The organism is Sphingopyxis terrae subsp. terrae NBRC 15098 (assembly GCF_001598815.1).
Classification (GTDB): domain Bacteria; phylum Pseudomonadota; class Alphaproteobacteria; order Sphingomonadales; family Sphingomonadaceae; genus Sphingopyxis; species Sphingopyxis terrae.
Window position 1 is genome coordinate 367,057 of record NZ_BCZQ01000003.1, and the last position, 22,718, is coordinate 389,774.

Annotated in this window: 20 protein-coding genes and 1 pseudogene; 7 read left to right on the top strand and 14 right to left on the bottom strand. The window is 66.4% G+C overall.

What is annotated here, in order from left to right; genetic code table 11:
* The first annotated feature begins 14 nt into the window (after positions 1 to 14).
* From STE01S_RS01865 to STE01S_RS01885, 5 genes are all read left to right on the top strand, one after another.
* On the top strand, positions 15 to 590 hold the full coding sequence (locus tag STE01S_RS01865; RefSeq protein WP_062764296.1) for a pyridoxamine 5'-phosphate oxidase family protein: 576 nt from the start codon (positions 15 to 17) through the stop codon (positions 588 to 590).
* The gene (locus tag STE01S_RS01870; protein ID WP_003043073.1) at positions 591 to 803 is read left to right on the top strand and encodes a putative signal transducing protein; all 213 of its coding nucleotides are present in this window, start codon (positions 591 to 593) and stop codon (positions 801 to 803) included. It abuts the gene before it with no gap.
* 92 nt (positions 804 to 895) lie between these two features.
* Positions 896 to 1,597 (top strand): endonuclease/exonuclease/phosphatase family protein, encoded by a 702-nt coding sequence (locus STE01S_RS01875; protein ID WP_058811296.1) that lies wholly within the window; start codon positions 896 to 898, stop codon positions 1,595 to 1,597.
* 292 nt (positions 1,598 to 1,889) lie between these two features.
* Positions 1,890 to 2,228: a P-II family nitrogen regulator gene (locus tag STE01S_RS01880; RefSeq protein ID WP_003043080.1), complete on the top strand. Its 339-nt coding sequence runs from the start codon at positions 1,890 to 1,892 to the stop codon at positions 2,226 to 2,228.
* Positions 2,229 to 2,245: 17 nt separating this feature from the next.
* Positions 2,246 to 3,616, top strand: coding sequence for an ammonium transporter (locus tag STE01S_RS01885; protein ID WP_062764603.1), 1,371 nt, complete (start codon positions 2,246 to 2,248; stop codon positions 3,614 to 3,616).
* A gap of 440 nt (positions 3,617 to 4,056) precedes the next feature.
* Here the strand turns inward: STE01S_RS01885 and STE01S_RS01890 are convergent, their stop codons facing one another.
* From STE01S_RS01890 to STE01S_RS01920, 7 genes are all read right to left on the bottom strand, one after another.
* On the bottom strand, positions 4,057 to 5,643 hold the full coding sequence (locus tag STE01S_RS01890) for a GMC family oxidoreductase (protein WP_062764298.1): 1,587 nt from the start codon (positions 5,641 to 5,643) through the stop codon (positions 4,057 to 4,059).
* A 96-nt stretch (positions 5,644 to 5,739) separates the two neighbouring features.
* Positions 5,740 to 6,657 (bottom strand): sterol desaturase family protein, encoded by a 918-nt coding sequence (locus STE01S_RS01895; RefSeq protein ID WP_058811139.1) that lies wholly within the window; start codon positions 6,655 to 6,657, stop codon positions 5,740 to 5,742.
* Positions 6,650 to 7,057 (bottom strand): hypothetical protein, encoded by a 408-nt coding sequence (locus STE01S_RS01900; RefSeq protein WP_062764300.1) that lies wholly within the window; start codon positions 7,055 to 7,057, stop codon positions 6,650 to 6,652. Before STE01S_RS01900 ends, STE01S_RS01895 begins: the two co-directional genes overlap by 8 nt.
* 2 nt (positions 7,058 to 7,059) lie before the next feature.
* A complete protein-coding gene (locus STE01S_RS01905; protein ID WP_003043089.1) occupies positions 7,060 to 7,488 on the bottom strand; it encodes a protein tyrosine phosphatase family protein in 429 nt (142 codons plus the stop codon).
* Positions 7,489 to 7,563: 75 nt separating this feature from the next.
* Entirely contained in the window at positions 7,564 to 9,339 is a 1,776-nt protein-coding gene (gene recQ, locus STE01S_RS01910; RefSeq protein ID WP_062764302.1) for a DNA helicase RecQ, read from the bottom strand.
* 59 nt (positions 9,340 to 9,398) lie between these two features.
* Positions 9,399 to 11,213 (bottom strand): ABCB family ABC transporter ATP-binding protein/permease, encoded by a 1,815-nt coding sequence (locus tag STE01S_RS01915; protein WP_062764304.1) that lies wholly within the window; start codon positions 11,211 to 11,213, stop codon positions 9,399 to 9,401.
* A 131-nt stretch (positions 11,214 to 11,344) separates the two neighbouring features.
* The gene (locus STE01S_RS01920) at positions 11,345 to 12,565 is read right to left on the bottom strand and encodes a polyhydroxyalkanoate depolymerase (RefSeq protein ID WP_062764306.1); all 1,221 of its coding nucleotides are present in this window, start codon (positions 12,563 to 12,565) and stop codon (positions 11,345 to 11,347) included.
* 379 nt (positions 12,566 to 12,944) lie between these two features.
* Here STE01S_RS01920 and STE01S_RS01925 point away from each other — a divergent pair, with 379 nt between their 5' ends.
* On the top strand, positions 12,945 to 14,747 hold the full coding sequence (locus STE01S_RS01925) for an ABC transporter transmembrane domain-containing protein (protein WP_058811134.1): 1,803 nt from the start codon (positions 12,945 to 12,947) through the stop codon (positions 14,745 to 14,747).
* A 2-nt stretch (positions 14,748 to 14,749) separates the two neighbouring features.
* Positions 14,750 to 15,289 carry a DUF1993 domain-containing protein gene (locus STE01S_RS01930; RefSeq protein WP_003043097.1) on the top strand — a complete coding sequence of 180 codons (540 nt, stop codon included), beginning with the start codon at positions 14,750 to 14,752 and terminating at the stop codon, positions 15,287 to 15,289.
* A gap of 40 nt (positions 15,290 to 15,329) precedes the next feature.
* On the opposite strand, the gene STE01S_RS01935 is transcribed toward STE01S_RS01930, so the two are convergent.
* From STE01S_RS01935 to STE01S_RS01965, 7 genes and pseudogenes are all read right to left on the bottom strand, one after another.
* Positions 15,330 to 15,752 carry an ExbD/TolR family protein gene (locus tag STE01S_RS01935; protein WP_003043099.1) on the bottom strand — a complete coding sequence of 141 codons (423 nt, stop codon included), beginning with the start codon at positions 15,750 to 15,752 and terminating at the stop codon, positions 15,330 to 15,332.
* A gap of 270 nt (positions 15,753 to 16,022) precedes the next feature.
* Complete coding sequence (locus STE01S_RS01940) at positions 16,023 to 17,138, bottom strand: OmpA family protein (RefSeq protein ID WP_062764308.1); 1,116 nt, start codon at positions 17,136 to 17,138, stop codon at positions 16,023 to 16,025.
* A gap of 129 nt (positions 17,139 to 17,267) precedes the next feature.
* Positions 17,268 to 17,720, bottom strand: a complete 453-nt coding sequence (locus STE01S_RS01945; RefSeq protein ID WP_062764310.1) for a DUF2793 domain-containing protein — start codon at positions 17,718 to 17,720, stop codon at positions 17,268 to 17,270.
* A gap of 27 nt (positions 17,721 to 17,747) precedes the next feature.
* On the bottom strand, positions 17,748 to 19,922 hold the full coding sequence (locus STE01S_RS01950) for a phage tail protein (protein WP_062764312.1): 2,175 nt from the start codon (positions 19,920 to 19,922) through the stop codon (positions 17,748 to 17,750).
* Between the two features lies 1 nt (position 19,923).
* On the bottom strand, positions 19,924 to 20,337 hold the full coding sequence (locus STE01S_RS01955; RefSeq protein WP_322787064.1) for an NlpC/P60 family protein: 414 nt from the start codon (positions 20,335 to 20,337) through the stop codon (positions 19,924 to 19,926).
* On the bottom strand, positions 20,330 to 21,163 hold the full coding sequence (locus STE01S_RS01960; RefSeq protein WP_062764314.1) for a DUF2163 domain-containing protein: 834 nt from the start codon (positions 21,161 to 21,163) through the stop codon (positions 20,330 to 20,332). The genes STE01S_RS01955 and STE01S_RS01960 overlap by 8 nt, the downstream gene beginning before the upstream one ends.
* Positions 21,157 to 22,677: pseudogene (locus STE01S_RS01965) on the bottom strand (DUF2460 domain-containing protein); the annotation flags it as partial. The gene STE01S_RS01960 and the pseudogene STE01S_RS01965, both read right to left, overlap by 7 nt.
* Positions 22,678 to 22,718: the final 41 nt, after the last annotated feature.

A 22,718-nucleotide genomic window follows, 5' to 3' on the forward strand; every position in this document is an offset into this window, starting at 1 on the left:
AACGGAGCTTTGCCATGGCCGAATTTTTCGACGCGCTGACCGATAAGCACGTCGCTTTCATCGAGAAGCAACCTATCTTCTTCGTCGCGACCGCGGCCGCCGACGGGCGCGTGAACCTGTCGCCCAAGGGCTATGCCGACAGCTTCCGCATCTTGTCCGGCAGCCAGGTCGCCTATCTCGACCTCGGCGGATCGGGGAACGAAACCCATGCGCATCTTGCGGCCGAACAAGCCGACCGCGGACGCATCACGATCATGTTCTGCGCCTTCGACCGCAGCGCGCTGATCCTGCGCCTCTATGGCCGCGGCCGCGCGGTGTTGCCGCAGGATGACGAATGGGATGCGCTCGCGGCGCAGTTCAGTCTGCTCCCCGGCACGCGCCAGATCTTCGTCATCGATATCGACAGCGTGCAGACGAGCTGCGGCTGGGGCGTGCCGATGATGGAATTGCAGCACGAACGTGACACGCTGCAGAAATATCATCGTCAGGCCGATCCGGTCGAATGGACCGAAAAGTTCAAGGGCCGCACGCGCAGCATCGACGGACTGCCGACCCGGCCGACCGACCGCTATATCGCGGGCGACGCCTGAATGGCGCTGGTCGAACTGGTGCGGATGCCGAACGGCGCCGAGGCCGAATTGCTGCGCGGTCGCCTCGAAAGCGCCGGAGTTCCTGCGGTCTGCTTCGACGCCGGGATGAATATCGCCGAAAGCGTCGGGCTCGCGATTCCGGTCCGCGTCATGGTGCTCGACGAGGATCTTGCCGACGCGCGCGCCTTGATGGCGGAGTTCGGGATCGCCTAGGATGAAGATGGCGGCTGCAACCCGGACCCGCCGCCGTTCGTCTTTACCGCAATGAAAGCAGCCCGCCCTCTCCCATGATCCCGCCCGCACCCATGATCAAGGTCGCCAGCTACAATATGCGCAAGGGCATCGGCCTCGACCGCCGCCGCGATCCGGGGCGAGTGCTGTCGGTTCTTGGCGAGCTCGATGCCGACATCGTCGCCTTGCAGGAGGCCGACCGCCGCTTCGGCACGCGCGCGAGTGCGATCCCGCCGCACATGTTCGAAGATCATAGCGACTATGTTCCCGTCGACCTGCTGGACGGCCGCCCCTATGCGATCGGTTGGCACGGCAATGCGCTGCTCGTGCGCAAGGGCGTCGTGGTCGAGGAGAGTCACGCGCTCCATCTGCCAACGCTCGAACCGCGCGGCGCGGTCGCCGCGACGGTGCGCGTCGGCGATACGCGGCTCCGCGTCGTGGGCATGCATCTCGACATTTCGGGGCTGCGCCGGCGCCAGCAGGCGCGCGCCATCCTCTCGCATGTCGCCGAAGGCGAAAAGCTGCCAACGGTGCTGATGGGCGACTGCAACGAATGGCGCAATCGCGGCGGCTGCCTCCACGATTTCGGCGAGCATCACCGTCTCGTCGATACCGGCCACAGTTTTCACAGCCGCAAGCCCGTCGCGCGCCTCGACCGCATCTTCGCCTCGCCCGAGCTCGAAGCCGTGGACGCCGGCGTCCACCAGAGCGCGCTCGCCGCGCGCGCGTCCGACCATCTGCCGATCTGGGCGCGGTTCAAAACGATGGAAGACTGAGCAGATTCCCCTCCCGCAAGCGGGAGGGGCAGCGAGACTTGCGACTTTGTTCGTTAGTCGCAGCGGGGCGGGCCATCGCAGCGTCGTTGCCCACCCCTAACCCCTCCCGCTTGCGGGAGGGGAATGATATGCCCAAAATTTAGGCAAACCCCTGCCTAGCCTGCCTGCCGCGTGAACGATCCGGCACGCCACCGGCGCCAAAACCGTCACAAAATGTTAACTTTCCCGCCCTCGTCGCAATTTGGCACGGCTGTTGCACCGCAACATGGTGCCATAAGCAAAAGGGGGCATCATGAAGCTGATCCTTGCTATCATTAAACCGTTCAAGCTCGACGAGGTGCGCGAAGCACTGACCGGGCTGGGCATCGCAGGAATGACCGTCACCGAGGTCAAGGGTTTCGGCCGGCAGAAGGGCCAGACCGAAATCTATCGCGGCGCCGAATATGCAACCAACATGGTGCCCAAGGTGAAGATCGAGCTCGTCTGCGACGATGCGCTCGCACCGCGGGTCGTCGAAACGCTTCAGCAAAGCGCCGGAACCGGGTCGATCGGCGACGGCAAGATTTTCGTCCTCGACGTCGGGCAAGCCGTGCGCATCCGCACCGGTGAAACCGGCGAGGCGGCGCTGTGATGACGAAGGGGGAAAATATGACGTTCGCAAAGAAAATGGGGGTCGGTAAGATCGCGGCGAGCGCCGCGGCTGGCGGCCTCGCGCTGTTCGCGGCGCTGCCCGCCTGGGCGCAGGAAGCGGCCGAAGCCGCACCCGTCGTCGACAAGGGCGATACCGCCTGGATGATGACCTCGACCGTGCTCGTCCTGGCGATGATCCTGCCCGGCCTTGCGCTCTTCTATGGCGGCCTGACGCGCACCAAGAATATGCTTTCGACGATGACGCAGATCGGCGCGGTCGCCTGTCTCGCGATGATCGTCTGGGTTTGCTACGGCTATGGCCTCGCTTTCGGCCCCGAAGGCAATGCCTTCATCTCCTGGGGCAAATTCTTTCTCGCCGGCGTCACGCCCGACAGCCTTGCCGATACATTCTCGGACGGCTTCAAGCTGCCCGAATATGTGTTCATCTGTTTCCAGATGACCTTCGCCGCGATCACGCTGGCGCTGGTTCTGGGCGCGACGGTCGAACGCATGAAATTTTCGGCAGCCCTCGTCTTCGGCGTCATCTGGCTGACGATCGTCTATTTCCCGATCGCGCACATGGTGTGGGCGGTTGGCGGCTTCCTTTTTGAAGGCAAGATGTTCGGCACCGATCTGCCGGCGGCACTCGACTTTGCGGGCGGCACCGTGGTCCACATCAACGCCGGTGTCTCGGCACTCGTCGCGGCGATGATCCTCGGCAAGCGTATCGGCTATCAGAAGGAAATCATGGCGCCGCACTCGCTGACGCTGACCATGGTCGGCACCGGCCTGCTGTGGGTGGGCTGGTTCGGCTTCAACGCCGGTTCGGCGCTCGAAGCCAATGGCTCTGCGGCGCTCGCGATGATCAACACCTTCGTCGCCACCGCCTCGGCCGGCCTTGCCTGGATGCTCGCCGAAAAGCTGGGCGGTCACAAGCCGTCGGCTCTTGGCTTCTGCTCGGGCATCATCGCCGGCCTCGTCGCGGTCACTCCGGCAGCGGGCAATTCGGGTCCGTTCGGCGCGATCGTCCTCGGCGCGGTTGCCGCGTTCATCTGCTTCTACGTCGTCACCGTCCTCAAGCCCAAGCTCGGCTACGATGACGCGCTCGATGCGTTCGGCATCCACGGCGTGGGCGGCATCGTCGGCGCCATCGGCACCGGCATCGTCTACGCTCCGAGCCTCGGCGGTCCCGGTGGTGAGGATTTCGCGATGGGACCTCAGGTCGTAACCCAGATCGTCGCTGTCCTCGTCGCGATCGTCTGGGCCGCCATCGGCACCGTCATCGCGGTCTATGTCGCCAAGGCGCTCACCGGGCTCCGCGTCACCGAAGAAGTCGAACGCGAAGGCCTCGACCTCGGCGAACATGGGGAACGCGCCTACAATATGTAATCACGAGACAGGATACCCGCCGCCGCTCTCTCCTCTTTCAAACGGGCGGCGGGGTCCTAACCAGGTTCCTCCTGCGAACCACTCATGGCCGGGATGCGAAAGCGCCCCGGCCATTTTTTTGTGCAGATTGCACTGCACAATAAAAGGGCAGCGCTGCCGCGAAATTAGGCCTTCCCATCATGACATTAATATGGCATTCAGCCTGTCAACAGTTTCAGGAGGGGAGAGCCTGAAAGGCTGGGCCAGGACGCAAGTCCTGGCCCTCTTTTTTTGCCCATTTCGCAGGCACCCCTGAAAAGCCGCGCTTTTTCAGGCCTCTCGTATAGCGAGGCATCGCCGAGGGCTGCACGCCCCGGTCCGCCGAATCGGTCGCGCCGAACGCCTTCGCCGCGAAAGACTCCGGCCGCCGCGATGCTTTTGCGCGCCGCGGCAAAGGCCGCTTATTGCAGCGCGGATTTGACGAAATCGGCGGCGCGTTCGCCGATCATGATGCTCGGCGCATTGGTGTTGCCGCTGACGAGGCGGGGCATGATGCTCGCATCGGCAACCCACAGGCCATCGACGCCATTCAGCTTCAGCGTCGGGTCGACAACCGCGTCGGCGTCGCTGCCCATGCGGCAGGTGCCGACCGGGTGATAGACGGTGTCGGCGCGGCTGCGGATCAGCGCGTCGAGCGCGGCGTCATCGTCGATATTCACCGGGTGGCGATCGACGCCGGCATAGTCGGACAGCGGCGGCGCGGCGACGATGCGGTGCATCATCCGCACCCCGGCGCGCAGCGTCGCCATGTCGCGGTCGTCGGTCAGGAAGCCGGGATCGATCATGGGTGCAGCCGCTGCATCGGGCGAGGCGAGCGTCACGCTGCCTCGGCTTTCGGGGCGCAGGACGCAGGCGTGGCACGAAAAACCATGCCCCTTCACCTTGGTGCGGCCGTGATCCTCCAGCATCGCGGGCACGAAGTGGAACTGGATATCGGGCGCAGCGACGTCGGGCCGCGATTTCCAGAAGCCGCCCGCCTCGGCGAAGGGCGTGGTCATGATGCCGGTACGCCCGGTGCGATGTTCGAAGATTGCCTTCAGCATCCGCCAGCTGCCCGCCAGACTGTCGCCGAAGGGGTCGCCCGAGCGCGTTTCCCAGCTCGACACATAGTCGATATGGTCCTGCAGATCGGCCCCCACCGCCGCACGGTCGGCCACCGGATCGATCCCCATCGCCTTCAGATGGGCGGCGGGTCCGATGCCCGACAGCATCAGCAGCTGCGGCGACCCGAAAGCACCGGCCGACAGGATCACCCCGCCCGCAGCGCGCAGCGTCTCGCGCGCGTTGCCGCGGCGGATCGCCACGCCCGTCGCGCGGCCGTTTTCGACGATGATTTTTTCGACCAGCGCGCCGGTGCGAATGGCGAAATTGGCGCGCCCGCGCAGCGGTTCGACATAGGCGCGCGCCGCCGACCAACGCTCGCCGCCCTTCTGTGTCACCTGATACAGGCCAAAGCCTTCCTGCTGCGCGCCGTTGAAATCGGGGGTGCGCGGCAATTGCAGCGCCGCCGCGCTCTCGACGAAGCGGCGGCTCGTCACATTGGGCCAGCGCTGGTCCATCACGTTGAGCGGACCGTCGTCACCGTGCCATTCGTCGGCGCCGCGTTCATTGCCCTCGCTGCGCTTGAAATAGGGCAGCACGTCGGCATAGCTCCAGCCGCTCGCGCCAAGCGCCGCCCATTGGTCGTAATCGAAAGCGTGCCCGCGAATATAGATCATCGCGTTGATCGCGCTCGATCCACCCAGCCCGCGCCCGCGCGGCTGGTAGCCGGTGCGGCCGTTTAGTCCCTTTTGCGGAACCGTATCATATTGATAATTCGACTTCTTGGGGATGAAGGGCATGAAACCGGGCGTCTTCACCCACATATTGTCGTTCGACCCGCCGGCTTCGATCAGGCAGACACGCCGCGTGCCGTCCTCGGCAAGCCGTCCCGCCGCCGCGCTCCCGGCGCTGCCGCCGCCGATGACGATGATGTCGAACTGATCCATAAAGCCGCTCCCCTCGCCACCCGATCGGTGGTCAATTGCGACTTACATGAATGTCATTAGCCCGCGAGGCAAGCGCGTTGTCGCGGCGGGCGAAGACTATTCCGCAGCCGGCTCCTCGGCGGGGCGGCCGGCCGCCCATCGCTCCTTGATCATCGCACTGGTCATCCGGCTGCCGTCGTGGCTCCAGCCGGGTTCGCGCCAGATATAGGACAGCTTGTGCCGCCACGGCGCGCTCCACACGTCCTTGGCGATCCCGACCCATTCATGGACCGCGGCCCACAAAAGGTTGAAGCTGCCGAGTTGCTTGACGATGCCATAGCGAACCGGATCGTCGTCGCGTTCGGGAACGAAGCTGCCGAACATCCGATCCCACACGATGAAGACCCCGGCATAGTTGGCGTCGAGGTAGCGCGGGTTGACGCCGTGGTGAACGCGGTGGTGCGATGGCGTGTTCATCACCGCCTCGAACCAGCGCGGCATCCGCCCGATCGCCTCGGTATGAATCCAGAACTGGTAGATCAGGTTGAGCCCGCCGCAGAAAAAGACCATCGCGGGTGGAAAGCCGATCAGGAACAGCGGCAGACGGAACAGGAAGGCCAGGCTGAAAAAGCCGGTCCAGGTCTGCCGCAGCGCGGTCGACAGATTATAATGCTGGCTCGAATGATGGATGACATGGCTCGCCCAGAACCAGCGGACGCGGTGCGCGCTGCGATGAAAGGCATAATAGGCCAGATCGTCGAGGACGAAGCAGAGGATCCACGCCCACCACCATTGTTTGAGCGCGATGCCGATGTCGAACAGGTGGAATTGATAGACCCACACCGCCATGCCGACGACCGCCGCGCCGACCGCCGCACCGGCCACTTGACTACCGGTACCAAGCAGGAGCGAGGTCAGCGTGTCGCGCGTTTCGTACCGGCTCTTGTCGCGGCGCAGCGACACGATCATCTCGGCGATCAGCAACAGGATAAAGGCGGGCACCGCATAGGTTACCGGGTTGGGAAGATCATCCATGCGCCACATCCCGCATCCGCGCCGCCCATACCCCCGCGTCTTTCCCGAGTTGCAGCGTCACCGACCCGAAGGTTCGCTCGGGCATCGTCAATGTCAGGAAATCCTTGTCGAGCCGTCCAACCACGGCTGCGTCGACCGGCCGCGCTGCGAAATGATTGCCGTGCGCCCGCACCAGCATCATCTGCCCCGCGGCGTTGCGGACGATCGCGGCAAAGCCCGCGCGGTCGCGCGCGACCTCTATCCCCCCGAACCCCGTCTCGGCCTCGTCGGCAAGGCGGATCGCATGCGCGGCGTCGGCAATCCGCGGATCGGCGCCCAGGCCCATGCGCTTGACCAGCCAGGCGACGACCAAGACCGCCACCAGCGATCCCGCGAGCTGGATAAGGTCGCTCACCGTCATGGCTAACCTGCGAGCGCGTCCATCATCGGCCGCAGCGCCGACAGATCATAGCCGCCGTTCGCGGCCGCATCGCACAGCATGTCGATATCGTCGCCGGCCCGCGCGCGCGTCAGCGCCCACAAATGCGTTGAGCGCGTACCCGACCGGCAATAGGCGAGCACGGGCCCGGTCGCATCGCCCAGCAACGTATCGAGCGCGTCGAGCTGCGGATGGCTGAACCCCGAATGGCCGATCGGGATGGCGGCATAGGCCATTCCCTCGGCGGCGCAGGCATGCGCGATGGCATCGCCCTGCGGCGCGCCCGGGTCCTCTCCGTCGGGGCGGTTGTTGACGATCATCGCAAAGCCTGCCGCCTTCGCCGCGGCGACATCCTCGATGCTGATTTGCGGCGCGACCGAATAGGTCGGGGTCAAGGCTCGAAAGTCGCTCATGCCGCGATCTATAAACCTGCGCTGATTGCTGACAAGCGTGAAGGTGCCAACAAGGTTGCGCGATAGCGATCTTTCCTAGAACTGCCGGATCACCTCCAGAAAGGCATCGCCCCATGCCTCCAGCTTCTTGGCGCCGACGCCGGGAATCGACGCAAGGTCGGCGCGCGAGGCGGGACGCTCGCTCGCCATCGCGCGCAGCACCGCGTCGTGAAAGATCACATAGGGCGGCACGCCCGCCTCGCTCGCAAGGTCGCGCCGCGTCGCACGCAGCGCATCGAACAGGGGGTCGCCGACCGGGTTTGCCGCCGCACCATCGCCGCGCCCGGCGCGCGACAGGCGGCGGGCAGGCGGCTCGGCCATCAGCACGGGCACCTCGCCCTTCATCACCGCGCGCCCGGCGGGGCCGAACATCAGCCCGCCATGCTCGGTCGCGGCGAGCGCCTCGCGTGCCATCAGGCTGCGCACCAGCGGCTTGATCAGCCGCGCATCCTCCCCCTCGACGATGCCGAACACCGACAATTTGTCGTGGCCGCGCGCGGCGATCCGTTCGTCACGCCGCCCCGTCAGCACCGCCTCGACGTGCCCCGCGCCATAGCTTTGTCCGGTGCGATAGACCGCCGACAAAAGCTTTTGCGCCAACACCGTCGCATCGACCTGCTTCGGCGGGTCGAGGCAATTGTCGCAATTGCCGCAGCGCGTCGGCGGGTCTTCGCCGAAGTGGCGCAGCAGCAGCGCGCGGCGGCACTCGACCGTCTCGACCAACGCCGCGAGCGCATTCAACCGGGCGCGCTCGCCTGCCAGCCGGTCCTCGGGCAGATCGCCCAGCCGCATCCGCGCCCGCGCGAAATCTTCGGCGCCCCACAGCATCAACGCCTCGGCGGGATCGCCGTCGCGCCCCGCGCGCCCGGTCTCCTGATAATAGCTCTCGATCGATTTCGGCAGCCCGGCATGCGCGACGAAACGTACGTCGGGCTTGTCGATCCCCATGCCGAAGGCGACCGTCGCGGTGACGATGCCATCTTCGGAGGCGACGAAATCATGCTGCACCCGCGCGCGCCGTTCGGGGTCGAGCCCGGCATGATAGGCCGCCACGCTGCGCCCGGTGGCGGCGGCGAGCTTCGCAGCCATCCGTTCGGTCCCGTCGCGCGTCGGACAATAGACGATCCCGGGCCCCGGATTGGCGGCGATGAATTCGGTAAGCTGTTTTGCCGGCGCCCCGCGCGGCGCGATGCGATAGCGGATGTTCGGCCGGTCGAACCCCGCGAGGATCAGCCCTTCGGCGGGGATGCCGAGCTGGACCAATATATCCTCGCGCGTGTGCTTGTCGGCCGTCGCGGTCAGCGCGAGCCGCGGTACCGCCGGAAAGGCGTCGAGCAGCGGGCGGAGCAGGCGATAGTCGGGGCGGAAATCATGCCCCCATTCCGAAACGCAATGCGCTTCGTCGATCGCGAACAGCGCGGGCGCGCGCACCGCCATCAGCGACCGGAACCCCTCGCCCGTCGCCCGTTCGGGCGCAATGTAGAGGAGGTCGAGCTGTCCGTCACGATAGGCCTGGCGCGTGTCGGCGAAATCGGCATCGACGCTGGTCAGACTGGCGGCGCGAATCCCCGCCGCGCGCGCACCGCGCAGCTGATCATGCATCAGCGCGATCAGCGGCGATACGACGACGACACAGCCGTCGAGGGCCACGGCGGGAAGCTGGTAGGTCAGCGACTTGCCCGCCCCCGTCGGCATCACCGCCAGCGTATGCGCACCCGCCATCACCCGCGCAACGACATCGGCCTGCCGCCCGCTAAAGGCGTCGAAACCGAATGTGGATTTGAGCAGGGGGAGAAGAGCGTCGGGGGACATCGCTCGGGGCGATAGGGGAGTCGAGCCCGCGACGGAACCCCCCTCCACGCGGATGCGGACTAAACCGTGCCCTCTTCCCTCTCCGCCTGCTGACGCGCCCACATGTCGGCGTAGAGCCCGCGCATCGCCAGCAGTTGGTCGTGGGTGCCCGTTTCGGCGACGCGGCCGCGGTCGAGGACGATGATGCGGTCGGCGCTCGTGACGGTCGACAGGCGGTGCGCGATCACCAGCGTCGTGCGCCGTTCGGCGATCCGTTCCAGCGTGTCCTGAATCGCCGCCTCGGTCCGGCTGTCGAGTGCGCTCGTTGCTTCGTCGAGGATCAGGACCGGCGGATTCTTGAGCAGGGTGCGCGCGATCGCGACGCGCTGTTTCTCGCCGCCCGACAGTTTGAGCCCGCGCTCGCCGACTTCGGTCTCATAGCCCTGCGGCAGCATCGCAATGAAGCCGTCGATCGCCGCGCCTTTCGCCGCCTCGGCAATCTCTTCGACGCGCGCATCGGCGCGGCCATAGGCGATATTATATCCGATGCTGTCGTTGAACAGCACCGTATCCTGCGGGACGATCCCGATTGCGGCGCGCAGGCTCTGCTGCGTCACCGCGCGGATGTCCTGCCCGTCGATCAGGATGCGGCCGCCCTGCGGATCGTAGAAGCGGAAGAGCAGCCGCGCGATCGTCGATTTGCCCGCGCCCGAAGGGCCGACAATGGCCAGCGTCTCGCCCGCGCCCACCGCAAAGCTGACGCCGTTCAAAATGGTTCGGTCGGCCTCATAGCCGAAGACGACATCCTCGAACGCCACGGCACCGCCCGCGACGTGCAGCGCGGGGGCGCCGGGCGCGTCGGTGATCTCGCTTGGCGTGTCGATCAGGCGGAACATCGCCTCCATGTCGATCAGCCCCTGCCGGATCGTGCGATAGACCATGCCGAGCATGTCGAGCGGGCGGAAAAGCTGCGCGAGCAACGTGTTGACGAGCACCACGTCGCCGACCGCGAAGATGCCGCGCGACCAGCCCCACACCGTATAGCCCATCGCGCCGGCCATGGCGGCATTGGTGATGAAGCTCTGCCCGATATTGAGCCAGGCGAGGCTGTTCTCGCTCTTGACCGCGGCGCTCGCATATTGACCCGCAACCTCGCGGTAGCGCGCCGTCTCGCGCTCCTCGGCGCCGAAATATTTGACCGTCTCGTAATTGAGCAGGCTGTCGACGCTGCGCCCGACGGTCAGCGTGTCGAGGTCGTTCATCCGCATCCTGAGCGCGGTGCGCCAGTCGGTCACCTTGCGCGTGAAGGCGATGTAGACGACGACCATCAGCGCGGTCGCCGCGGCCAGACCGAGGCTGAATTTGGTCCAGAAGATGACGATGACCGCGGTCAGTTCGATGATCGTCGGCGCGATATTGAACAACAGGAAATAGAGCATGGTGTCGATGCTCTTGGTTCCGCGCTCGATCACCTTGGTCACCTCGCCCGTCCGCCGCGCGAGGTGAAAACGCAGCGATAAGGCATGCAGGTGGGTGAAGGTGGCGATCGCGAGTTCGCGCGTCGCATCCTGTCCGACGCGTTCGAAAACGACATTGCGCAGATTGTCGAACAGCACCCCGGCAAAGCGCGCACCGGCATAGGCGACCACCAACCCGATGGTCAGCGCGACGCCTTCCTGCATCCCCGGCGCCATGCGGTTGATCGCCGCGCCATAGACGAAGCCCATCGACAGCTGCACCGCCTTCGACGCCAGCACCAGCAGCCCGGCCCCGATAATGCGCAACTTGTGCTCGCGATGCCCCGCCGGCCACAGATAGGGCAGGAAGCGCCGCAGCGTCGCCAGAATCGGCGGCTCGCTGCGCGGGCTGGCGGAAGAAGCGGTGTCAGGCGGCATGAGCGCTCCATGTAGGGCGCCGGTCCCGCTTCGCCAAGCTTGGGCGAAGACAATGCTCCCTTTTCCGTGAAAAGCGCGTGATCCCGGTCCGCCGCCGCCCGATCATCAGAATCGGGCGACAGGGCACCCTGTCAGCCGCCGTTGGCGCGGATCCATTTTTCGACGACCGGCGCAATCTCTTCGCGCCACTTGCGCCCGTTGAAAATGCCGTAGTGGCCGACACCCTTCGCCATCAGATATTTCTTCTTGGCGGCCGGCAGTTCGGTGGCGAGGGTCAGCGCCGCCTTGGTCTGGCCGATCCCCGAAATATCGTCGCGCTCGCCTTCGATCGCGAGCAGCGCGATGTCGTCAATCTTGCCAAGGTCGACGATCTTCCCCCGATGCTCGAATTCGCGCTTGGGCAACAGGTGGCGCTGGAAAACCGCATCGACCGTCTGGAGATAGAATTCGGCGGTCATGTCGCAGACGGCGCGATATTCGTCATAGAATTCCTTGGTCTTGTCCGCACTCTCGCCATCACCATCGACCAGATGCTTGAACATTTCCCAATGGCTCATCATGTGATTGCCGAGGTTCATCGACATGAAACCGGCGAGCTGCAGGAAGCCGGGATAGACGCGGCGCCCGGCGCCCGGATACCAAGCCGGAACCGTTGCGATCACATTTTCCTGGAACCATGCATAAGGCCGCGTCGTCGCGTGCTGGTTGACAGCGGTGGGCGCCTTGCGCGTGTCGATCGGTCCGCCCATCATCGTCAGCGTGCGCGGGCGGCACTTGTGCTTGTCGGCCGCCATGACGGCTGCGGCGGCGAGGCTCGGAACCGAAGGCTGGCACACCGCAAGCATATGCGCGCCCGGCCCGATATGCTCGAGCCAGCCGATCAGATAGTCGATATAATCATCGAGATCGAATTTGCCTGCTTCGAGCGGGACATTGCGGGCATCGCGCCAGTCGGTGATCCACACATCATGGTCGGGGATCATCCGCTCGACCGTGCCACGCAGCAGCGTCGCATAATGACCCGACATCGGCGCGACGATCAGCAGCTTGGGCTTGCCGGCGCTTGCCGTGTGCCGGAAATGCTTGAGCTGGCCGAAAGGCTTGCGCGCCTCGATCGCTTCACCGACGCGCAGCGTCTCGCCATCGACGACCGTCTCGTACAGTTCGAACCCCGGTTTGCCGCGCGGCGCCGAGGCGTGCGCAAAGACCTCGAGCGCCGAGGCGAACATCGGGCTCGCGCTGAAATAGCCGAGCGGATTGGCGGGATGCTGGATGACCTGCGCGCCCGCGGTCGCCAATGCGCTCGCGCCCGCGAGCCAGCTCCGCTGCATGTCAAAAGCGTGGTACAGCATAATCTGAATTCCTTGCGTCCGGTCGGGCGCTCTTCCGGCATCCCTGTTGGTCCACAGTCTAGGGCAACATCGTCATTGTGCAATGCATCAAAATCATTGCGCGGCGCTTGATGGATAATATTCCGGGACAGCGGCGGCCTCGGCCTGTTCCAGCGCCTCCGCCACCGCGGCTTCATCGCTTCGCGCGGCGGCAGCCCTATCGCATCACGCGCGCGGGCCTGCGTGCGGTGCGGGCGCAGCGCGACAACCGCTGAGCCGAAGGGAGCGCGGGCGATCCGGTCCCGCGCTCCCTTTACGCAGCCTGGCTTCATGGTCCTTGAAGCAGATCGCCATTCTGCATCGTTGAGCGGCACCGGCGCGGCTGCTAGGGCGATGACCAATGGCGACCAAATCCGATAAACCGAACCCGCCCCGCAAGCTGTCGAGCCTGCGCATGGTCTGGCATCATGCCAGCCGCTATCCGCTCCAGCTGCTGATTGCGGCGATCGCGCTCGGCATCGCGGCGATCGCGACGCTCGCAATCCCCTATCAGTTCAAGGAAATGATCGATTCGGGCTTCGTCGCCGGCGGCGGCGATGTCAGCCCGCATTTCCGGTTCTTCTACGTGATCGTCCTCATCCTCGCGATTGCGACGGCGCTCCGCTTCTATTTCGTGAGCTGGCTCGGCGAACGCACCGTCGCCGATATCCGCGAGGCGGTGCAGCGTAACCTTCTGCGCCTGGCCCCCGGCTTTTTCGAAGAAAACCGCCCCTCCGAAATCGCCTCGCGCATGACGGCGGATACGGCGATCATCGAACAGACCGTCGGCACCACGGTTTCGGTTGCGCTTCGCAACACCGTCATGGGCATCGGCGGGATCGCCTATCTCTTTTCGCTCTCGCCGAAACTTACGGGCGGAATTCTGCTCGGTATCCCGGTCATCATCATGCCGATCGTGCTGCTCGGGCGCCGCCTGCAAAATGTCTCGCGCTCGAGCCAGGATCGCGTCGCCGACATCGGTGCAACCACGGCGGAACAGCTCGGCGCCATGAAGATCGTCCAGGCCTTCGGGCAGGAAACGCGCGAGGCGGAGCGCTTCACTAGCGCCGTCGAAGCCAATTTCGCCACCGCCAAGCGCCGCATCCGGCTCCGCGCTACGATGACCGCGATCGTCATCGGGCTGCTGTTCGGCGCCATCACCACCTTGCTCTGGTACGGGGCCGAAGGCGTGGCCGCGGGCACGATCACGGGCGGCACCATTGCCGCCTTCGTCCTGACCGGCGGCCTTGTCGCGGGTGCGTTCGGCGCGCTGACCGAAGTCTATGGCGATCTGCTTCGCGCGGCCGGCGCCGCCGAACGCCTCAACGAACTGCTGATCGCCGAGCCGAGCATCGCCCCGCCGCCGGCCCCTCGCGCTCTGCCGGAAACCGCGACCGGCACGCTCGAATTCGATCATGTCGAATTCCGCTACCCGACGCGCCCCGACGCACCCGCGCTGCACGATTTCAGCCTGTCCATCCGCGCGCGCGAAACGGTTGCGATCGTCGGCCCGTCGGGTGCCGGCAAATCGACGCTCTTCCAGCTCGCCGAACGCTTCTACGATCCGCAAGGCGGTGAAATCCGCCTCGACGGCGTCGCGCTGCCCGAACTCGATCCCGCCGACCTGCGCGCCCGGATCGCGATGGTTCCGCAGGAAACGGTGATATTCGCGGCCTCGGCGCGCGACAATCTGCGCTATGGCAACTGGCTGGCCACCGATGACGAGCTATGGGCCGCCGCGCGCGCCGCCAATGCGGAAGAATTTCTGCGCAAGCTTCCCGATGGTCTCGACACTTTCATGGGCGAAGGGGGCGCCCGCCTGTCGGGCGGCCAGCGTCAGCGTGTTGCAATCGCCCGCGCGCTGCTCCGCCGCGCGCCGCTGCTGCTGCTCGACGAGGCGACTTCGGCGCTCGACGCCGAGTCCGAAAAACTCGTTCAAGATGCGCTCGAGGCGCTGATGCACGACCGCACCACCGTCGTCATCGCGCACCGCCTCGCGACCGTCCGCGCCGCCGACCGCATCATCGTGATGGACGAAGGCCGTATCGTCGAGGAAGGACGCCACGACGATCTCGTCGCCGCCGACGGTCTCTATGCGCGGCTCGCGCGCCTGCAGTTCCAGGATAACCTTGCCGCCGATCAGGCAGCCGTGATGGAGAAATAGCGATGTCGCTCTACGATCTCACCGTTCCCGCCTACGTCAATGCGCTCGGCGCGCTCTCGGCGCAGCTTGCAAAGGCGCAAGCGTGGGGTGCCGACAATGCCATCGGCGAGCTGCAATTCGCCGCCGGCCGGCTGGCGCCCGACATGTTCCCCTTGCCGACGCAGATCCGTTTCGCCTGCGGCCAGGCGATCAGCGGGCTCGCCCGGCTTGGCGCCTCGGGCGGCCCCGAATTCCCCGACGACGCCGCCGACTTTGCGGGAATGCAGGATCAGATCGCCCGCACGCTGACTTTTCTGGATACGATCGACCCCGTGTCGCTCGGCGTGGACGATGATCGACCGGTCAGCTTCGATCTGCCCAACGGCATGGTTTTCGACCTGACCGCCGCGACCTATGTTCGCGACTGGGCGCTGCCGCAATTCTACTTCCACATCGTCGCGGCCTATGCCGTCATGCGTCATCTTGGGGTGCCGCTCGGCAAGGCCGACTACGCCGGCTATATGATGCAACATCTGCGCCCCGGGACGGCGCCAACCGCCTGACCGGCACTTCCGAGACGGGGCATCGGTACGAAGTCGGCGGTCAGACCAAGCCGCCGTACCGCTGGATACCCGGAAACGCGATCTTGCTGCCCCCGTTACGACGGATCGCGCCGATGGCCTGATCGACACGCAGATAGCGCGCCTGCGCGTCGGGTTCGAACAGCAGCGTGGCCGGAACCGCGCGCTCGGACGCTGCCTTCACCAGTTGGCCCAGTTCGGCCAAGTCGACGGCGTTGCCGTTCCAGCGAATGATGTCGCTGGTGTCGATGCTGACGCGATTTTCGTCGCGAACTTCGAAAGGCGCCGGGCCGGCGGGCAGTGTGACATCGACCTTATGCGTCGGCGGCGGAATGGTGATGACGAACATCACCAGCATCACGAGCATGACGTCGATCAGCGGCGTGGTGTTGATGTCGGGGCTGCCGTTCGGATCGGCGCGAAAGATGCTGCGGCGTCGACGCATTCTGTCTCTCCCTGTCATCGAGAGCGCCAACACCTCACCCTCGCGTGCCAGCGCGCCCGCCTTGTCCGAGGCCCACCCGTTCACCGCGGCGCCTCACAGATATGATATATCATTTATGTTGAGGAGCAAGACTCAAATTCCGCGTCGTCGCCCCGGCAAGCCCTGCCATCAGCCGGAGGTGTCATCGAAAAGCATACATAAAGAAAGGGCGGCACCTTGCGGTACCGCCCTTCTTTTTCGTCCAATCCCCGTCGGGAATGAAAACCGGTCTTACATGCCCGAGTTCGGACCGTAAGTGATTTCCACGCGACGGTTCTGGTCGTTGCGGACGCCATCGGCGGTTGCAACGGCCGGGCGGGTTTCGCCGAACGCCTGCGTCGTGATCGAACCATCGGCAACGCCACGAGCCGTCATGTACGACTTCACGGCATCGGCGCGACGCTGCGACAGACCGACGTTGTACTTGGCCGAACCCGAACGGTCGGCGTGACCGGCGAGCATGACCTGCTGGCCGCTGCAGCCACGGTTGTAAGCGCTGATCGCGTTGTCCAGCGTTGCAGCCGCTTCCGGCGTGATCGCCGACTGATCCCAGTCGAAGTACACGATATACGGTCCGGGTTCGCAAACCGGCGGCGGCGGCGGCGGCGGCGGCGGAGCCGGCGGCGGCGGCGGCGGCGGCGGCGGCGGAGCCGGCGGCGGCGGCGGCGGCGCTTCCGCACCACCGAAGTTGTAGGTCAGCGTTCCGAGCAGCGAGTGCGAACGGAAACGACCCGAAACGTCGCGGCCAAGCTGGTCGACCATCTTCAGATCGCTGACATTGAAGAAGCGATACTTCAGACCGGCATCCCAATGCTTGGTCAGCGGCGCACGAACACCGGCGATTGCCTGCCACGCGAAGCGCGTATCGGAATCGTCCAGGAAGTTGGTTGCGAAGACCGGCTGGACCGAAACGCGCGCAACACCGGCGCCACCGCCGATGAAGCCCTGCAGGCCATCGTCGTCTCCGAAGTCGAGCATACCGTTGGCCATGAAGCTCAGCGCGTTCGAGTCGCCATTCAGCGGCGTGCTGCCGGTGAAGATTGCGCCAGCCGAACTCGACGGAATTCCGGGCGCCGAGAAGGTGCCACCCTTGATATCGGCTTCACGATAGCCGACTTCGACTTCAGCGCGGAAACCGCCGAAGTCGTAACCGACAGTGCCTTCGAAATCATAACCGGTACGATGATCGAGCGTTCCCGCATTAGCGACGGTGCCGATATCGAGGTCGATGTCCTCGACGATCATGACACCACCACCGACACCAACATACCACGAGTTGTCGCGCGCCATAGCAGGCGACGCAAGGGCAGTGGAGGCCAACGCCACAGCGACGGCAAGCTTCCTCATAATGGATTCCCCTTTCAATTGAGATTACGTCTCGACAGACGTCCTACTCGTGCCTTTGGTTCCACGCAAGTAAACAAATCGACAATCTGTTGCCAAAAAGTCGCACTTCCTGCGCGAACAGAAACAAAATCAGCCAGCGATCATAATACCATGCGCTACCATAAGCGCAAGCAGCGCGTCTATTGCCGCACGCGCTTCCAGGTCGATCGTCGTCCCCCCTTCGGGATTCGCAATAGCCATGGGTACAGTCCATTCGGAGCCGTTGAACCACAGCGCGGCACCATCGCTGATCCGTCTTATCCGCATTCCGGGAGAGGGCGCGACAAACCGCCAACCGCCCGCGGTCCAAAGCGCCAGCCGGCCCGCCTCGCCGGACCATTCGCCGATGGCGGCTTCATCCACGATCCAGCAATCGCCCTCGGCAGGATCTTCAGGCGGCGTCGCCAGCGGCCCATCGACGACGGCGGCGTGAAGCAGCGCGTCGATCAGGACGAGCGCCTCGTTATGCGTCGTCTCCTTCTGCGCTTGCGCCACCGACAGCATGGGCAGGGCAAAGCGCGGGGTCTGCAGATTGTCCGACATGTGGGAATCCTTTCAGAAAGCAGAGGATCAGGCGAGCGGGAGGACAAGCGGCGGGGAAAGACCGAAGTCGCCGACCTGCCGAACGGAAAGCGCGCTTCGCGCCGGTATTACCGCCAGCAGCGCGGCATCCAGAACCAGTCGGGATTCAGGGCAATCCCACGGGCCGAGCCCCGGCACCGCGGGCACGAGCATGACCTGCCACAGCTCGCGGACCTCGCCGATCGGCAGATCGACCTGATCGCGCCAGCCGTGATCGGCACGGCTGCGCCGCACCCAGCGCGCCTCGATCGCGCCATCGGCAGCCGCGCGCATATATCCATGCACCGGCGACAGCGGCCGCAGCGCCCGCGCCGCCGACGGCACCGGCACATCGACCAGTTCAACGCCGCCCCGCCGCGCCCATTCGACGCTTGCCTCGCCGCTTTCGGCCTGCCGCGCCATATCGTCGGGAAGCAGCCACAGCGCGGCATCATCGAGCAGGACGAACGGCTCGCCCGCGCCGTGCGCCATCGTATCGTCGGTCCCGGCAAGACCGCGAAGGAGCCCGGTCAGCCGCCACAATCCTCCCCCCAACGAGTCGGCGGTACCGAACTGCAGCAATTCACCGCCGACCATCGCCCTGTTTCCGCCGGCCAGCAGCGCCGCGTCGCCAATCGATTCGAGCGTCATCACGGGATTGGTCAGTACAACGTCCAGCCCGTTCACCCGGTCGAACAGGCCTACGGGCCCCGGCTCCAGCGGCGCGGCCAGCGCCCCCAACGCCAGTGCCGGCCGCGCCGTCCCGATCGCGACCGGCTCTATATCGGCGCCGCCCAGAAACCATAGATCGGCGCCGCGCCAGCCGTCATTCTCGCCGGCCGCGGCAACCAGCACCCGCGGCGCCGTGGCGGCCGCGCCCATGCTGGGCAGATCGAACAGCCGCACCACGCCCTCGCTATCGGGCCAGTCGGGGGCAACGACGGGCGCGCCGGGGTCCGCAGCAAGCTCGGCCACGCTCGGCGGCCGATAGCGCCGCAGCTCGACGCGGACCGACGCCGCTTTCACGCTGCGCGACGCGATGCGCCAGACACCCCCGTCCGGAAGCGCGATCAGCCCGCCAACGGGCAGGGCCAGCGCCGCCAGATCCGCTTCCCAGACGATCGTTTCGCGGCCATCGGTCGCCGAGGCCGCGAGCCGCTGCGCCAGCGCGCGGGCCGAACCGGCGGCAAGCACGGCGGGCAAATCCATCCGGTCCTCGCGCGCACCTCCGCCGGCGACGATCGCCATCTGCTGACCAAGTTGATAGTCGCGCTCGGGCTCGTAATGGCGCAGCCGGATCGAAGCAGGCAGCGCCCCCAGCGGCATGCGCCGATGCTCGACGATGTCGGACGCGCTCCAATCGCGTCGGCTTTCGGAATAGGCATCCGGTGCAAGGATGGGCTGCTCGGCCTCTGCCGGCAGAAGCCGCCAGTCCGCCGACGCGCTGCGCAGCCGGACGGCATCGGCGTCGAACAGCGGCGCCAGCGCGTCGCGCGCGCGATCGCCCGACGCGGCATAGCCGCCAAAGGGCCAAACCCCCGCCGCACGGCCTGGATCGCCCAGCAATATGTTGGCCACGCTTCCGGCATCGACGGTCCCCGCATCGGCTTCGACCTCGAAGGTCAGCGATGGAATCCGGTTGCCGAAGGCCGCCAGTTCCAGCTCCTCGAACACGACATAGGCCAATCCGCGAAGCGCCGACGCCGAAGCCGGGCCCAGCGCCGCGGCAATCAGCGGATCGACGGCCTGATCCTCGCCCCCGTCATGGCTCCTAAAGACACAGCGTTCGCGAAAGCTCCCGCTCGCCCCGCGCAGCAGATTGCCATCGGCCCAGATGCGCCGCACCGCCCGGATCGGCCGCGAGGACAGCGCGACCGCCAGCGATACCGCATAGCTATATTCGGTCACCGAAGGCCGCCCCTTGCCGCCGCCGCTCTTCGTGCGCCGCTCGATCAGGTCGGTTGCCCAAATGACGCTGCCCGCAACGCGCATCGTGCCGAACAGCTTGGGAATCTGCTGGCCATAGGTCGATGCCTGCACCTTCAGGTCGGCCAGCCGCGGCCCCTCGCGCCCCTTGGGCTTGAAGATCGCCGCGTCGACCTGCTGGCCGACGGCGGCGCCGATCGCCGCGCCGACCGGCCCGCCAACGATGCCGCCGACGACCGTCAGCACCAGAGTCGCCATATCATTTCTCCAAATCAGAAAGCCGCCAGCGGCGCGCGCTCCGCACCGCCCGATCGAACGGCGCCTCGACCACGCGGCGCAGCCCGGCATGGGCATGAACGATCCCCGCCGGACCGATCAGCGCCAGGTGAAACTGCCGCGCGGGCAGCGCGATCAGCGCGACATCGCCGACCCGCGCCGCGTCGACCGTTTCGCCAAAGCCGGCCGCCGTCAGTCCCGCCGCGACCCGCCCGCCGCTCCATCCGCGCAGCGGATAGGCGGCGGGCGCAACCAGCATCCGTCCGGCTTCGGCATAGGCCGCCCAGACCAGCCCGACGCAATCGACGCCCGTGCGCGGGTCGCGCCCCTGCGGGACGAACCGCGCCCCGACCATCGCGCGCGCGGCTGCAAAGGCGCGCGCGCCAAGCTCATCCACCGGGATAGCGCGTCAGCAGATCATTGCCCGGCAGATGTGCCTCGCCGCGGAAATTGACCGCGTTGGCAAAGCGGCTGCGACAGGTCGCCAATTGCTTGTCGCACCCCTCGATCAATCGCACCCGCGCGGGCAGGGGCGGAAGCAGCGGCGGCATCTCGGCGAGCGTCAGCACCGCGCCCGCCGCCGCAATCACCGGAGTGCGCAGCCCGCACGCTGCCCCTTCCAGCCAGCACAGCTCGCCGAACGCCATCGTGCCGGGCGGCGGCGCGGCATCGATCGTTACCTCGCGCCCGTCGATCGCCACGATGCGGCGCGCATGGGTCAGCGGCGCCAGATTGATCCGGCACGCGGGGTCGCCCAGCGCCGCGCGGCACGATGGCGATGTCGCCGGACAGACGGGCCGGTCGAGCATCTGCATAATGCCCTGCAATTCGGCCGCAAAAGCGCTCCCGCGCCGTTCGATCGCGCCCAGCGTCCCCCGCGCCACCGTCACCGGCGCCACCTCGGGCGCCGTCCAGTCGGTCACGAACAGCGTCAGTGCCGCGCCGTCCCAGCGCCCCGCATCCAGGTCGCGCGCCGCAATCGCATCGCTGCTGATCGCGCCTTCAAGGTCCATCGTCGACGCATCCAGACTGTCGCTCGTTTCGATCGCCGAGGGCTTCATCCCCGGCGCCGCGCGATAGGGAACGCTATCGATCAACAGGTCGCGGTCGTGCGACGTCAGGCCCAGCACCACCCCGTCGCGCCGGGACAGGCGCCAGCACCACGCCAGCGTCACCACTTCGGCGCGCAGCCATGCCGGCGCGGCTTCGGCCTCGCTCACCATGGCGCCCGCACCTCGATCAGCGGCACGCTCGCAATCTCGCCCGCCAGAAAGGTCGCGCAGCTGACCTCCAGCCGGTCATCGGCAAAGCGCACCGGCACGTCGAACAGAAAGCCCGCCGTAACAGCGGCCCCAACCGCGGGGGCATCATCCAGCAGCACCGCGCCCTCGCCCGTCACAACAAAGGCCGCCGTCTCGACGCCGCCCACCGCGACGCGCACGCTTCCTGCGACGGGCAGGCGGATCGCCCGTTCCTGTTCGGCATCGCCCACGCCATAATGTTTGACGAGCGCGAACAGCCGCGTTTCGCCGTCGCCCTCTCCCAGCAACTGGTCACCCGGTCCGGGTGCGCCGCCATCGCCCGCCGAAGCATGATCGAACGGATCACGAAAGCGAAAGGCGCGCGCCGCCCCGCGCCGCGCCCGAAAGAATTCGGCCAGCGTCCGCACATCGGCTTCGGAGCGTATGCCCGGCCCCGCGTCATAGCGCATCCGGGCTTCCGCCCATTCGCTCGCGCGCTGTTCGTGGCCCGAAGCCGAGCTGACGATCTGCGTCGAAAATTCGGTCGCCACCATCGCCTCGCGCCCGATCGCCAGCGGAAAATCCACCGCATCGAAAGCCTGCACCGCATCCTCCCCGTCAAAACAAGTGAAGCCGTCGCGCGCGACCTGCGGCAACGCCCAGATAAAGGCGCGCGCTACACCCGCTGCCTCTGCCGCGTCGGCGGCCGCGGCGATCGCCGCCCACTGGGCGCGGTCGTCGGCATCGAGAACGAAGCCCGCGAAATACTGCTGCGCCGACACCGGATACCCCAGCCGCACCGCCATCGCGGCGCGCGCGCCCGCACTTGCGGCGCCGCGTCCCGTCGTCACCCAGTCATAATCCTCAAGCTGCAGCACATCGAACGCCGGTGCCGCCCAGCCGAGCGGCACATTGGCGCGGCGCAGTTCGGGCGCCGCGGGATCGAGCACGCTCGGCAGATAGACGAGCAGATGGCTCCGGAAATCGCTCGCCCCCGCCGCATCGCGCGCTGCCGCCAACAGCGCTGCAGTCGATGCCGCCAGCAGCGCCCCCAATGCGTCGAGCATCGCGCATTGCCCGGCATCGAGCGCGCCGCGGACATCGGGAATCGCGACGCTCGCGCTCCCCAATGCCGCCGTCGTCGCCGCGTCATAGACGCAGAGCCGCCCTGCGCCGGCGTCCCACCACCAGGGCTCGCCGACCTGGAACCGCACCGGCAAACCGGCCTCCACCGCCAGTGCGACAAGGGCGCGCGCCACCAGTTGCAACCACCCCATCGCCTCGGCGTGGGCGGGCGACAACAGGGTCGATGGCGGTTCCCAGCCCGTCAGCGCAGGGTTCCCCTCGCTATCGCGCTGCTTCCAGTCCGCGGGGCAATAGGCATCGAATAATTCGTAGGAGAGCGACCAGATGAGCCCCAACCCGGCGGCGGCACATCCGGCTGCAAAGGCGCGGTGCCATGCTGCGCACGGCGCGTTGAGCGGGCCGCCCGCGACATCATGCCGCCGCCGCCATCATCGTCGCCGCGCCAGCCGGC

Bases quoted from the DNA above. Each gene is read 5' to 3' on its own strand.
- STE01S_RS01865 (WP_062764296.1), top strand. From the start codon at position 15: ATGGCCGAATTTTTCGACGCGCTGACCGATAAGCACGTCGCTTTCATC.
- STE01S_RS01870 (WP_003043073.1), top strand. From the start codon at position 591: ATGGCGCTGGTCGAACTGGTGCGGATGCCGAACGGCGCCGAGGCCGAA.
- STE01S_RS01875 (WP_058811296.1), top strand. From the start codon at position 896: ATGATCAAGGTCGCCAGCTACAATATGCGCAAGGGCATCGGCCTCGAC.
- STE01S_RS01880 (WP_003043080.1), top strand. From the start codon at position 1,890: ATGAAGCTGATCCTTGCTATCATTAAACCGTTCAAGCTCGACGAGGTG.
- STE01S_RS01885 (WP_062764603.1), top strand. From the start codon at position 2,246: ATGACGTTCGCAAAGAAAATGGGGGTCGGTAAGATCGCGGCGAGCGCC.
- STE01S_RS01890 (WP_062764298.1), bottom strand. From the start codon at position 5,643: ATGGATCAGTTCGACATCATCGTCATCGGCGGCGGCAGCGCCGGGAGC.
- STE01S_RS01895 (WP_058811139.1), bottom strand. From the start codon at position 6,657: ATGGATGATCTTCCCAACCCGGTAACCTATGCGGTGCCCGCCTTTATC.
- STE01S_RS01900 (WP_062764300.1), bottom strand. From the start codon at position 7,057: ATGACGGTGAGCGACCTTATCCAGCTCGCGGGATCGCTGGTGGCGGTC.
- STE01S_RS01905 (WP_003043089.1), bottom strand. From the start codon at position 7,488: ATGAGCGACTTTCGAGCCTTGACCCCGACCTATTCGGTCGCGCCGCAA.
- recQ (WP_062764302.1), bottom strand. From the start codon at position 9,339: ATGTCCCCCGACGCTCTTCTCCCCCTGCTCAAATCCACATTCGGTTTC.
- STE01S_RS01915 (WP_062764304.1), bottom strand. From the start codon at position 11,213: ATGCCGCCTGACACCGCTTCTTCCGCCAGCCCGCGCAGCGAGCCGCCG.
- STE01S_RS01920 (WP_062764306.1), bottom strand. From the start codon at position 12,565: ATGCTGTACCACGCTTTTGACATGCAGCGGAGCTGGCTCGCGGGCGCG.
- STE01S_RS01925 (WP_058811134.1), top strand. From the start codon at position 12,945: ATGGCGACCAAATCCGATAAACCGAACCCGCCCCGCAAGCTGTCGAGC.
- STE01S_RS01930 (WP_003043097.1), top strand. From the start codon at position 14,750: ATGTCGCTCTACGATCTCACCGTTCCCGCCTACGTCAATGCGCTCGGC.
- STE01S_RS01935 (WP_003043099.1), bottom strand. From the start codon at position 15,752: ATGCGTCGACGCCGCAGCATCTTTCGCGCCGATCCGAACGGCAGCCCC.
- STE01S_RS01940 (WP_062764308.1), bottom strand. From the start codon at position 17,138: ATGAGGAAGCTTGCCGTCGCTGTGGCGTTGGCCTCCACTGCCCTTGCG.
- STE01S_RS01945 (WP_062764310.1), bottom strand. From the start codon at position 17,720: ATGTCGGACAATCTGCAGACCCCGCGCTTTGCCCTGCCCATGCTGTCG.
- STE01S_RS01950 (WP_062764312.1), bottom strand. From the start codon at position 19,922: ATGGCGACTCTGGTGCTGACGGTCGTCGGCGGCATCGTTGGCGGGCCG.
- STE01S_RS01960 (WP_062764314.1), bottom strand. From the start codon at position 21,163: ATGGTGAGCGAGGCCGAAGCCGCGCCGGCATGGCTGCGCGCCGAAGTG.